Consider the following 12,153-nt stretch of genomic DNA (forward strand, 5'->3'; position numbering starts at 1 on the left):
ATGAGTGTACTTACAGTAAATAATGTGTTCTACAGATATGAAGGTACAAAGAAGAGTGTTCTCAAAGGAGTGAATGCCACTTTTGAGCCTAGAAAAGTTCATACGATTGTTGGTAAGTCCGGATCTGGCAAGTCAACCTTGCTATCTTTAATTTCCGGGCTTGATGTATGCACCGATGGAACCATCATGCATAACGATCAGGACTTGAAAAAGCTCGACCGAGACGAATACAGGTCCAAAGGGATTGGTGTTGTATTTCAGAGCTTCAATCTCCTTACCAATGCGACGGCTATTGAGAACATCGTGCTTTCCATGAATATCAATGGGAGCTCCGAGAAGGATAAAAAAGCTTATGCCTATGCTTTGCTTGAAAAAGTTGGGATTGACAGAGAAACGGCGGACAGAAAAATACTAAGACTATCCGGTGGCGAACAGCAGCGTGTGGGAATTGCCCGGGCAATTTCACATAATCCCGACATAATCATTGCCGATGAACCGACAGGCAATCTAGATAGTGCAACAGAGGAGGCTATCCTAGATATCTTCACTTCGCTTGCCCATCAGGAAGGCAAATGTGTCATCATCGTTACCCACTCTAAGAAGGTAACAACCATTGCTGATATCATTTACGGAATGAGTGAGGGGAAACTAGCGCAGATGAAGCAAAAGTAAAGCTCAAGAGGGGGCTATCTCCAAAAGTTGATTTACCGACTAGGAGATGCCCCTTTTGCGAGCCCAAAATGTTGAATACCTCTGTTTTGATCTCACACTCGGACACTAATGACCGTTAGCGTTGATTCTTTGGTACGCTGCCCTTGTAACGGACAATAATGTCCATTACAAGGGAAAGATCGCGGGAAAACCGTATTATTTGCTTCTAATGGTCAAAAGTGTCCGTTAGAAGATCAAAGTTGTTTTTTTCATGCTCTAACGGTCATTTTTGACCGCTTGATAAGTACCTTAGGCACCTGTAGGTTACATGCTTCTTATACTAAAATAACTATTTCGTTCACTTCATCTAAGTTCTTGATATCTATAGCATATTTCTCTAGTCTCTTATCCTTACGTTCATTCCATCTATCGTAAGAACTATAATACAAATCTCCGAAATTCATTCCTTCAGGCAAATCATCTTCGAACTTTATTTCTTCAATCTCGAATCCTGGTAATGTGCTCATCTCTTCTACTTCTGCGAAGAACACCATTCCAAAACTTCCGTTCAATTGGTAAATTCCGAATGGCGTTAATTCAAATCTTACTGCTCCTGTCTCTTCATATAATTCACGACTTGCTGTATGTAATATCGTCTCCCCAATTTCTCTAGTCCCTCCTGGAACCTCCCATCCTCCTCTCTTCTCATTATTTATTATGATAAATTGGTTGTTGTATTTAGCAATCAGAACAGCAAACTTTAGGAGATCGTGATTGATTTCATTTAATTCATACCATTGTCTCATTTTATGATTCCCTCACGATGTATCCTTCTCTCACAATTTGAAGTAATTCTTCTTTGTTGTCTGGATGACATGCTATTAAATAAGGTTCCTCTTTCATTCCAGTGAACGGATTCCCATCAAAATCTATAACAATCCCTCCAGCTTCCTTGACCATCAAAATACCTGAATACAAGTCATCGCCCTCAGAATTGTATAGCACAATTCCATCGATATCTCCTTTGGCAAGCATACACCATTGGAGTGTCGGCGCCCATAGTCTCATCATTCTCTTAAATTTAAGATCAATGAATTGCCTTAGCTTTACTGCTCTTTGATCATTTTGTACTTTATGTCCTTGAATCCAGCCAATATTTCCTTTGACAATATTAGGGTTGCTCTTAACTTGCATTGGCCGATGATTACACCTGGCCCCTTCCCCAATAGCAGATACAAATAGACGGTCTGTCAATGGCTCATATACCACTCCAAGCACAGGTTCTCTTCTGTACATAAGCGTAATGGATGTCGTAAAGACAGGTAAACCAATCCTCATATTAGATATTTTTTCATTTGTACACTATCAGACACATAAATTAATTACTCACATGACATATAATTGATTTGTACATAGGTTTTTACAACAACGAACGAAGTAATAGGAGGAAATAATATAATGGAAACCCTCGAAACCGAACGCTTAATCCTTCGGGAATGGCAGGATAGCGATGCTAACGATTATTTTGAAATATATAGCAATAGTGATGTAGAAAATGCTGGAGCGAAAATTTGTAAGAGTATTAATGAAAGTCTTGAATCTATCCATCATTTAATTAAAAGTCAGGAATCCTGGGCTATCGTCTTGAAGAAAAATAACAAAGTCATCGGTTCAATATCTCTTAGCGATATAAACAGACACGACCGCTATAAAGAGATAGAATATATTATATCTATGGATTTTCAAAATAAAGGATATGCAACGGAAGCGGTTAAGTGTTTGTTAAAGTATGCCTTTACTGAACTTGACTTATTGGTAGTGGCAGTTTGCCATTATTCATCCAATTTAAAATCCAAACGTGTTATCGAAAAATGTGGTTTTACTTATGAAGGGACACTACGCAAGTACAGCAGAAATTTAACCGACAGCGTACGGTATTCTATGATAAAAGATGAATGGGAAAACTTATAAAAAAGCTACTCCCCATTTACCACGATCATCTGTACTACCGCTCGGTCGTCGCCCTTTAGCTTAACCTTACCAGCGAGTAGTTGTGAGGAACCGTCCCCATCTAGAAAAATAGCCTTGCTCAAGTTTTCTAGTTCAATACTTTCCTTAATAGCAGTTCGAAATTTCTCCGCGGTACATTTGGTCGAAGTGACCACGAGGTATACTTTTCCGTCATCATCATAGGCCAATCCACTGCGAAGACGCTCGTCGTCCGGAAACGGTAGCCCTTCTTCATTGACCGCTAATCTATACCAGTTGCTGTCGTCTTTTAAATTCATGCTGACTCCGCCCTGTGCCCAGAACTTCGTAGCGTCTGTAAAAGACAAATCGTCAACGCTTGAAGCTCTTTGCACGCTGACCATTTTTGTGACCCGATCATATACCATGGTCCCTCGAGCATATTTGACATTGAACCAGCCTGAGCCGTATTCTTCAGGACTTCCGTTTACAGGCATACCATCCATAACCGCGATGCTCAACAACTGATTCTCCCAAAAGAATCCACCATTTATTCCGCTAATTCCCACTCGCACAACATTGTCGTTAATGCTGGAAAACGAAATATTACCCGGATCCGTCTTCAGCACATGTAGAGTAACCCCATTATCAGCGGTGACTTGAAAGTACTTAGTTCCTTTGGGAATCCCGTCCTTACCTAAGTTCCATCCAAACAAGGCCCCTAAAATGAGGACTAAGGCACATAAATAAATCGGAAAATAACGTTTTATTATGATGAATCTTTTATCCCCTGTTCCTTCCATATCCATTAGTCTCCTATCTTCTCTTTCTATTAAAAGACGAAACAACCCAGTTTAGATATCTCCTATTCTTGCATCTTTACTGAATCTACGGTTTCATTCACGATTCGGACCCGGCTACCATCACTGTAAGTACAACGATTGGTAGCATCTGTACCCGTCCTTTATTCATCTCCTAGTCTCCTCTCTTATCCATTGATCATATGCCATAAAAAATCGAGTTGCCTAGTCCATCAAACGGATATTTCTAGAACCAGCAGCTTCCCCCAAGCATCTTACAATTGAGATACATTCCACGTTGCCCCTTATTTACTCAATCGAGATTTTGTTTCGTCAGACCCTTTTCTTTCCAAGCGTACCAACCAACGGAATGTTATGCAAGCCGGATCTCGAACTATACTCAGTACGCAAAAAATGAGAATATCGCTTTCGTTTTTTGAGAAGTCATAGGCGACAATGCTGGCTATAATCAGTGATAAAGAAATTCACAAAATTATGGAGGAGTCCGTTATGACGAAATGGATTGGACTGCGAGATCTTATCAGGCAAGAAATACAGCAGCGCGGAGAGGAAGGCTGCCATGTAACAGGTTTCATGGAACGACTGGAAGCAGCCGATATGGATGAAGCTCAGATTATGGGGATATATCATGAATTAATGGCACTTGAAATAAGCCCTGATTTTAAGTATATCGAGCCATCAGATTTGGAAGCGATTCGTGCTGAACGCCCGGAAGGGCCGCGTATGATTAGTAGTGATTGGGATGACGAAGTATGGCAAAACAAGTTTTACGGTGCCTGGATCGGCCGTGCAGCCGGTTGCGCATTGGGTAAGCCCTTAGAGGCTCCATCCTTCATGCAGGGATCTGCAGGTAGACCCGGCTGGCAGAACATTAAGCTCTGGTTCGAAGGCGCCGAGCAATGGCCGATTCGCCACTACACACCAAGCAAATCAACTGCCGAGGCTCAATATGACATCGAGATTTCCCCCTGGAGTCTGGCCAGCTGCCGAGATCATATCCGCTATATGGAGACGGATGATGATATTCGTTACACGGTGCTTGGCCTGCTCATGCTTGAGGAGCGTGGTCTAGAATTTAACTCCTGGGATGTCGGCAAGATGTGGCACCGTCGCCTATCCTTCGGTCAGGTATTCACTGCTGAGACACAGGCATACATGAATTTTGCTCAAGTCACTTCGCATATTGGCGGCAATCAGCCTGATGACTGGGAGAAGCATATCCATTGGGTACGTTCCTATTTGAATCCTTTCCGAGAATGGATCGGTGCTCAAATCCGCGTGGACGGCTATGCATATGGCGCTGCCGGCCAGCCCCAGCTTGCTGCTGAGCTTGCTTGGCGGGATGCCTCTTTCTCTCATGTGAAAAATGGTATTTACGGCGCCATGTTCTGCTCTGCGATGATTGCAGCCGCATTCGTTGAGAGCGATGTGAAGCGGATCGTTGAGATCGGATTAAGTGAGATTCCGCAGCGCAGTCGTCTGGCAGAAGACATTAAACTAGCGGTCCAAATTGCTGAGGAAACACCAGATCAGCTTGAACTGGTTGAGAAAATTTGGGATGCCTTTAAGCACTATAACTGTGTTCATACTAATAATAATGCCGCATTATGCGCGGCTGCGCTCGTTCATTCCGGCGGCGATTTTGAAAAGGGGATTACTACAGCCGTTCTTGGTGGCTGGGACACCGATTGCAATGGCGCCACCGTCGGATCCATCCTTGGCGCTTCGCTTGGAGCGTCTGCGCTGCCTGAAACCTGGATCAAGCCACTGAACGATACTTTGTATGCAGATATCAGCGGCTTCCATCCGATTTCCATCTCAGAATGTGCACAAAGAAGCTATCATGTTTTCCGGAGAATTCAGCAGTAAGCTTCTGTTGTAGCAGCTCTTATTGTATACTTGCCTTATACGATGATTAATGTCAGGGGGCGATGGAAAATGAAGCTGCATATAACATACGATCATCCAATTCCGATCAACGCTTTCGAATGGACGCCTGCTACGAATCGACAATCGCCCCATATGCATTCAAGTCTGGAAGTCGGCCTCTGCCTGTCAGGCAAAGGCTGCTTCTTCTTTGGCAGCAAACGCTATACGGCTAGTCCTGGCGACTTATTTATCGTCAACAACGAGGAACATCATATCGCCCAATCTGACCCGGATGATCCAAGCCGCTATCTCTTTATTAACTTTGATCCGGCGCTACTGTTAGCGGAAGAGCCAGGTCTTTTACTCCCATTCTCCTATCGTTCTACTCATTTTTGCAATCATATTGCCGGCAGCTCGCCGCTTGCAAGGGAGCTTACGCCCTGGATCCATATAGTAGCTCAAGAGCTTCGAGAGAAATCACCCGGCTATTTGGCGATGGCGAAAAGCGCGCTTATCCAGTTGTGCGGCCGCCTGCTCAGACATTACAACGAGCTGCTTAGTGATGACGAGAGGCAGGTGATGGTACAAACGGTTCGTCAAGCACAATCTTTAGCCGCTTTGGTGGATCGGCGGTTTCATGAACCACTGAGTTTGGTGGGTCTGGCAGATGAGTTGGGTATAAGTGCATCCCGCCTCAGTCGTGCATTTCTGGAGACGACAGGGTACCGCTTCTCTGATTATGTATCTCTGCTACGTGTCCAAGCCGCTAAACGAGAATTGACGGGGACAGATAAAGCAGTAACCAATATCGCATTTGAATGTGGCTTTCAAAGCTTGCCAACCTTTTATCGGGTTTTCAAAGACATTACTGGCGTATCCCCTGTGACTTATCGTCAATCTATGGGATTCTGCAATGAGTAAAATATTCATTGTATCAGCTCATTTCTTCCTTATAATCACAAAACGCCCCAGCCATAGATAGCTCTTATCTAAGGCTGGAGCGTTTGTTCTTACACATACTTCGATTACTTTGATAATCCAGCTTACTGATTCGCAGCAATTTCTTCTGCGCCTTGCCCTACCTCCGCCACTTCATAAATCGGTAGTCTAGCAGATCTACCAGTAGGAATAGAACGAAGCCGACCAGACTAAACAGCAGAATCCCGGCGTACATTTGCGGATAATCCAGTCTGAGCCACGCATCCATAATGAAGAAGCCCATACCATGCTCGGTGCCATAGATTTCGGTAAAGAATAGAACCGATATGGCTGTTCCAAGCGAGATGCGGATGGTGCTAAGGATCACAGACAACGCGCCGGGCAAGGTGACATGCCAAAATTTCTGTCCAGGCCCTGCGCCAATGCTTGTCAGCACATCATACGTGTTCGCTGGAATGGCTTTTACCCCGTCCCGTACAGAAATGATAATCTGGAATAGCAGGATCAGCATAATCATGAGAATCTTAGAGGTCTCACCAAGCCCGAAGAACAGCATAACCACCGGGAGCAGCGCGATCTTGGGCACCGGATACGTCAAATACACCACCGGGTCCAGCAGTTTGTTCCAGAGCGCCGAACGCCCCATCAGAAGCCCGATCAGCAGGCCGACGATCAGCGCCAGCAGAACTCCAGCAAAAATCCGCATCAGACTATAGCCGACATTCAGCACAATATCCCTTCCGCCAAGGTGTCCCATCGCCTGATAGACCTCCAGCGGGCTGGGCAGCATCGGATGATGCACTAGCAGATACGCTACGTACCAAACCACATGCATCCCCAAGAACACTAGCAATAATCTCAAAATATAGTTGAGCCGACGTCGTTTATTCACCATTTCTCCTGCATTACCTTTCTGATTCTCTTGATCTGATCAAAAAAGGCATCACTGGCTCGCTTCTGCCCATGCTCCAGCCCGAATACTGCCTCATTGTCCATAATCTCCGGTGCCTCACTCTTGCTCGACGGGAGCACGATAATCTTCTGCCCTAGCAGGATGGCCTCATCTACATCATGAGTCACGAACAGCGCTGTGGCAGGACTCGCCTGCCAATGCTCCAAGAACAACTGCTGCAGCACTTCCCGTGTAATGGCATCCAACGCAGAGAATGGCTCATCTAGCAATAAAATAGACGGCATAATCGCGAATGCCCGCGCAATGGCAACTCGCTGCTGCTGCCCCCCGCTTAGCGACAGCGGATAACGGTCCGCTAGCTCAAGGATCCCCATCGCAGACAGCCAACGATCAATTTGCGCCTCCTGGGATCTCCTATCCTGCCCCTTAGGATTCGCAATCTTCATTGCTACCCTGATGTTGGCCTTCACTGTTTTCCAAGGTAGGAGACCGTAATTTTGTGGCACCAGGCCAATCAGAATATCCTGTTCACGTAAAGACTGTCCATTGAACAGCAGCTCGCCTCGATATTCCGGCAGGAGGCCAGACACAGCGCGCAGCAATGTGGATTTCCCGCTTCCGGATGGCCCTAGAATGGTGTAAATCCCATGCTCCGGCAAGGTGAAATCCACTCTTCCAAGCGCAAGCTCCTCGTTCTTGTATTTAACCTCAAGCTCCTTTACGCACAGTCCGTTATTTCTTGAACTGGACATCGGATATCACCTCTTCAGGGGTGATGTCTTTCGTCAGCAGGCCCTGCTCGCGGGCCCAAGCAAATGCCGACTCAACCTCTTTTACATCGACCTGATTAGCTGGAATGTAAGCCGGTACCTCAATTTGGTCCTTCAAGGTTTCCGGATAGCCAACTTCCTTGATCACCAGGTCAATATAATCCTTCTGGTCATGAGATTGCATGTATGCAACCGCATCATCATAGGCCGCATACATAGCGCGGACCGCATCTGGTTTGGCTTCTATTACGCTTTGCGGAAAGGCCAGCACGAATGGGTTCACCTGAGCCTGTTTCGTGGAGCTAAGCACGCGTAAGCCCGAAGTTTTCCCCATCGTAACGAATGGTTCCGGCAAGATCGCGGCATCCGCTTTGTTATTTTTCAGCAACTCCAACCGTGTTGGAATTTGCGGAACTTCAGTTATATTGATGTCCTTCTCCGTCAGTCCGGCCTGCTTCAGCATCATGGCAACGGTGTACTGCGTAGAGGTATTCTTAGACAGGATCACGGCTTTCCCCTTCAGATCCTTCACTTCCTGAATCTCGTTGTTGCCGGTCAGAAGATCAAATTCTCCGAAGGTCGTGCTGGTTATTTTCACGTCTAGTCCAGCTTCATTATAGATCGAAATGGCAACCAGATCGGCGCTTAACCCGTCAATCTTGCCTGCTTGAAATGCTACATCGCGGTCTTTGGCACTCTTGAATGTCTGGATGTTTAGGTTCACTCCGTGCTTCTGATCAAAGCCCTGTTCATGGGCAATAATGAATGGAATCGCATCAATTGATGGCAGAAGGCCCAGAGACAGCTCCGGTGTCTCCGATGCTTTATCACCCGCGTTGCCTGCGTTGGCATTATCCGTCTTGCTGTTGCATGCCACGCCCAATATGCTGATAATAAGCGCTAACGCTAACAGCATCATCATTCTTCTTGTTGTTTTGATCTTCATGGTTGTCCCATCTCCCCTATGTTTTCTATATAGAATTGGCATACAATGTGCCTTCTTCTTACTTGAGGCATCTTTCGCAACTTTGCACCTTTATTCACAAATATTGTCGTACATTGTTCATATGCCGTCCAAAAACCTCAAGTAATGTTATTTTACATCTATAATTGCATTTTGTATATTTACAAATTTAATTATTTTCAAAATAAAGGAACTCAGTATCACTTATAAATATTTTTGAATAATTTGTTCGTCCCATATTTGGACTTCTATGTATCTTTCTGGTCCCTTATCTCCGTCAGAATTCCAATCTATCGTTATAATTCCTGGTTCCATGTACCATGTCTGAAGCCAATTACAAGCCTCCAGAGTCATATAGTGGGGAAATGCATTGATTGGTTTCCCACCTTTTTTTATAAATATGTCCCTCGCTTTTCTTTCCAATTCTCTTCTGATCATCAAATAATCATCATTTCTTTGACTAGCAAATACATCTCCCTTTTTCTTAATTTGATTAGATATTTTTGTTGCATCATCCATTGATAACTTTGATAAGTTTTTAAATGGACCGATTTTTTTCTCAAAATAGTGGTACAGATTATATGTCATGAGTACTGTCCTTTATATTAATTTATCTTTTCAAATACAGTTCCGCTATCGTTCCTGTTTGCATATAAATCCTTTTCAGTTATCACTAAGCCACTAACTTTAGAGTCATTTATAACAAATTTTATAAGCACACTCATATCATCTAGATAGAATTGGTTAATACTCTTGGGTTTCATTCTTTTATTTCCGAAAATCCACAAATGATCATCCAATAATTCTACAGAGATTTTCAAATCCATCTCCTTATTATGATAGAGACCGGCATACTTCATAAGAAGGGAAGCCTCAAGCACAGGGTCAGGGAAATACCTTAGATCAAATTTCTTCAACATTTGTTTTTGATACAAATCATATTCCGCTGCAGAATTCTCAATGATTTCAGTTGGGATGGATACTTGTTTAACAATCTCGTTAGCAAGAACGGAATACTCAAGAAAAAATGATACGTGAGAGTCTGGCCCTTGTTCTTGTCGATTTAAAAAGTAGGGCTCCTGTTTATATTCATCATGCTTTCGTAATAAATAATCGCTTCCCCCACGACTATCAATCATCTTTTCAATAGCAACCTGTGAATCCTCCTGATAAAAATAGATCAGCCTGCAATCTTCTATACTTAACCTATTGCTCACTCTGTAAATCAAAGATCTAATTAATTCCCTGTCTGCTTCTTTATGGAGTAAATGAACGATAGGACTTTGGAAAAAGGCTGATTCCAGCACCACAATTTCTTCGTCAGATAATTGATCTAGGAACTTAACCCAACGATCATAAAATGATTCGAGGAACGAGGATATTCCCTCAGATCCAGAAGACTCAATAATGGGATGATCCAACGTAGTTTCAAGAAATAATCCACAGGAATATCCATTCCGTTCAAATTGATTTGATAAAAACCGCGCAAAGGTTGATTTACCTGAACCTGGAATACCCTCAATTAATACAAGCTTCTTCTTCACCAAATCATCCCTCCATGTTCACCGAATTTATTCTCTATGGGTAAGAATATTAACCAAGTTGTTATATGGATCTCGGACATAAAATCTCCGTACACCCCATGGTTCATCTACTGGTCCGTATTCAATATTGAATCCCGCATCTTTCATTCGCACATAGGCCTCATCTATGTCATCCACCTCGATGGAAAAATCAGGCGTGTCAGTCTCTGAACCTCCTTGGGATGCAAAGCTGATTTGAATGTCCATATGATCCTTTGAGCCATAGGTTGCTATCCATCCATGGTCCATCAATAGGTCGAGCCCCAAAACGTCTTGATAGAATTTTTTAGCCATTTCTATATCTTTCGTCTGAATATTGGTCACGATTCGTTTTACCTTCATTTCACACGGTCTCCCTTCTTCTTCTGCTCTCTACTTATCTTATCTATTTTTTTCTGAATAAACTCGTTTCATTCTTTATGTCATCTGTTACCTCATCCTATATCGTATCCAGACTCTGATTGGCATCAATTTGCTCGATAGGCTGTACCGTTCCGTACTTTTCCATCCATTCAACTAGGTCATTAAAATGGCTTTCAAAACTTTCCCTTGCTTGAAATAGCCTTTTGGTAGATACAAGCTTCCCATCCTCAGAAATATCTATGGAGTAGTTGCTTAAATCCCGGTTAACAATCGTCATATATAAGCAGTTTCTATAGGTACCGTGGTGACCACTCCTAATGCCACGAGTGTATGAAATCGAATCTAGGATACTCATCATTTCAGAAATCTGACTTTTATGATTCATTTGCACCAAGTAAGCTGTCGTTTTTCCTTCTGCAACATAACTAATATATATCTTATCCATATTCTCTTGAGAGATTATTTGTTGGATCCTTATTGGATAAAAAAAATGGACTGCTTCGAAGATACAGATACTTATGATTATTAAAAATACAAGATACCGTAAGCGCAGTTTCTTCAATAAATACCCTCCTTTTTGTAGCAGTCTCCGGTCCCCCGTCAAGATCACCTTGCCTTATGCTATTTCGCTTAAGCTTCCAAAAGTTCTTCCCGTGCTTTGATTAACCATGGGTGTACGAGCTTTAAAGTATTTCGCTGATCCCAAATGTGATTAAGATATATTAATATGGCTTTATCCATCTCAAGTCTATTTACTTCTTCTCTCGTCTCGATCAAGTAAGGGTGCTCTCCCGGCAAATTCCATGAAATCTTATCTGAAACAAACAAAATCTTATCCGTCATATGAGAATTTGGTTTATGAGTCGTATGACTTTCTATGGCGCTTAATATCTCTTCATCATTTATTTCAAAGATATCTTGAGCCATATATCTGGATAGTTTCTGATGAACACTTCTATCGTATTTGTACTCCTCTTCAAGTACTTCAATGGATAACCGTTCGGCTACTTCCAGCATTTTAGAGATTGGGATGACATTGCTTATGTCATGTAAGAGTGCCGCATATTCGACCTTCTGAGAATCAAAACCATACAGTTGAGCTATTCGAATAGCTTCATTAGCAACCTCTAATGTATGATTTAATGTCCTCAGATCATTATTCTGACTAAAGAAAGCATGAATATCCTTCCTCATATCACCAGAAAGCACGAGATTTCCTGTGTAGCAACTGAAAATATCATTCATGGTTTTATCATTCCTTTTATTTTCAAATGAATAGAATTAGGCAAAAGACGGGCATATTAGATTCTGG

The 12,153-nt window shown here is 43.0% G+C and carries 15 protein-coding genes; 4 read left to right on the top strand and 11 right to left on the bottom strand.

Annotated features, from left to right (window positions below; genetic code table 11):
• Positions 1 to 672 carry an ABC transporter ATP-binding protein gene (locus tag EI981_RS20335; protein ID WP_127001304.1) on the top strand — a complete coding sequence of 224 codons (672 nt, stop codon included), beginning with the start codon at positions 1 to 3 and terminating at the stop codon, positions 670 to 672.
• Positions 673 to 986: 314 nt separating this feature from the next.
• On the opposite strand, the gene EI981_RS20340 is transcribed toward EI981_RS20335, so the two are convergent.
• Together EI981_RS20340 and EI981_RS20345 are read right to left on the bottom strand one after the other, a co-directional pair.
• Complete coding sequence (locus EI981_RS20340; protein ID WP_127001306.1) at positions 987 to 1,457, bottom strand: NUDIX hydrolase; 471 nt, start codon at positions 1,455 to 1,457, stop codon at positions 987 to 989.
• Position 1,458: 1 nt separating this feature from the next.
• Positions 1,459 to 1,947 carry an inositol monophosphatase family protein gene (locus EI981_RS20345; protein WP_237172633.1) on the bottom strand — a complete coding sequence of 163 codons (489 nt, stop codon included), beginning with the start codon at positions 1,945 to 1,947 and terminating at the stop codon, positions 1,459 to 1,461.
• A 162-nt stretch (positions 1,948 to 2,109) separates the two neighbouring features.
• Here EI981_RS20345 and EI981_RS20350 point away from each other — a divergent pair, with 162 nt between their 5' ends.
• On the top strand, positions 2,110 to 2,622 hold the full coding sequence (locus EI981_RS20350; RefSeq protein ID WP_127001308.1) for a GNAT family N-acetyltransferase: 513 nt from the start codon (positions 2,110 to 2,112) through the stop codon (positions 2,620 to 2,622).
• A 5-nt stretch (positions 2,623 to 2,627) separates the two neighbouring features.
• Here EI981_RS20350 and EI981_RS20355 read toward each other — a convergent pair whose 3' ends face one another.
• On the bottom strand, positions 2,628 to 3,422 hold the full coding sequence (locus EI981_RS20355) for a phosphodiester glycosidase family protein (protein WP_227011513.1): 795 nt from the start codon (positions 3,420 to 3,422) through the stop codon (positions 2,628 to 2,630).
• Between the two features lie 507 nt (positions 3,423 to 3,929).
• Between EI981_RS20355 and EI981_RS20360 the strand changes: the two genes are divergently transcribed.
• A complete protein-coding gene (locus EI981_RS20360; RefSeq protein ID WP_127001312.1) occupies positions 3,930 to 5,309 on the top strand; it encodes an ADP-ribosylglycohydrolase family protein in 1,380 nt (459 codons plus the stop codon).
• A 69-nt stretch (positions 5,310 to 5,378) separates the two neighbouring features.
• Positions 5,379 to 6,230 (top strand): helix-turn-helix transcriptional regulator, encoded by an 852-nt coding sequence (locus EI981_RS20365; RefSeq protein ID WP_127001314.1) that lies wholly within the window; start codon positions 5,379 to 5,381, stop codon positions 6,228 to 6,230.
• Between the two features lie 157 nt (positions 6,231 to 6,387).
• Here the strand turns inward: EI981_RS20365 and EI981_RS20370 are convergent, their stop codons facing one another.
• From EI981_RS20370 to yqeK, 8 genes are all read right to left on the bottom strand, one after another.
• A complete protein-coding gene (locus EI981_RS20370) occupies positions 6,388 to 7,143 on the bottom strand; it encodes an ABC transporter permease (RefSeq protein ID WP_127001316.1) in 756 nt (251 codons plus the stop codon).
• Positions 7,137 to 7,913 (bottom strand): ABC transporter ATP-binding protein, encoded by a 777-nt coding sequence (locus EI981_RS20375; RefSeq protein ID WP_127001318.1) that lies wholly within the window; start codon positions 7,911 to 7,913, stop codon positions 7,137 to 7,139. The genes EI981_RS20370 and EI981_RS20375 overlap by 7 nt, the downstream gene beginning before the upstream one ends.
• Complete coding sequence (locus EI981_RS20380) at positions 7,894 to 8,877, bottom strand: ABC transporter substrate-binding protein (RefSeq protein WP_127001320.1); 984 nt, start codon at positions 8,875 to 8,877, stop codon at positions 7,894 to 7,896. Before EI981_RS20380 ends, EI981_RS20375 begins: the two co-directional genes overlap by 20 nt.
• 222 nt (positions 8,878 to 9,099) lie before the next feature.
• Positions 9,100 to 9,483 carry a hypothetical protein gene (locus EI981_RS20385; protein ID WP_127001322.1) on the bottom strand — a complete coding sequence of 128 codons (384 nt, stop codon included), beginning with the start codon at positions 9,481 to 9,483 and terminating at the stop codon, positions 9,100 to 9,102.
• A 17-nt stretch (positions 9,484 to 9,500) separates the two neighbouring features.
• Positions 9,501 to 10,439 (bottom strand): P-loop NTPase family protein, encoded by a 939-nt coding sequence (locus EI981_RS20390; RefSeq protein ID WP_127001324.1) that lies wholly within the window; start codon positions 10,437 to 10,439, stop codon positions 9,501 to 9,503.
• 27 nt (positions 10,440 to 10,466) lie between these two features.
• A complete protein-coding gene (locus EI981_RS20395) occupies positions 10,467 to 10,820 on the bottom strand; it encodes a VOC family protein (protein ID WP_127001326.1) in 354 nt (117 codons plus the stop codon).
• A gap of 97 nt (positions 10,821 to 10,917) precedes the next feature.
• Positions 10,918 to 11,403, bottom strand: a complete 486-nt coding sequence (locus EI981_RS20400; RefSeq protein ID WP_127001328.1) for a hypothetical protein — start codon at positions 11,401 to 11,403, stop codon at positions 10,918 to 10,920.
• Between the two features lie 68 nt (positions 11,404 to 11,471).
• Entirely contained in the window at positions 11,472 to 12,086 is a 615-nt protein-coding gene (yqeK, locus tag EI981_RS20405) for a bis(5'-nucleosyl)-tetraphosphatase (symmetrical) YqeK (RefSeq protein WP_127001330.1), read from the bottom strand.
• Positions 12,087 to 12,153 lie beyond the last annotated feature (67 nt).

The sequence above is a fragment of the Paenibacillus lutimineralis genome (genome assembly GCF_003991425.1).
Classification (GTDB): Bacteria; Bacillota; Bacilli; order Paenibacillales; family Paenibacillaceae; genus Fontibacillus; species Fontibacillus lutimineralis.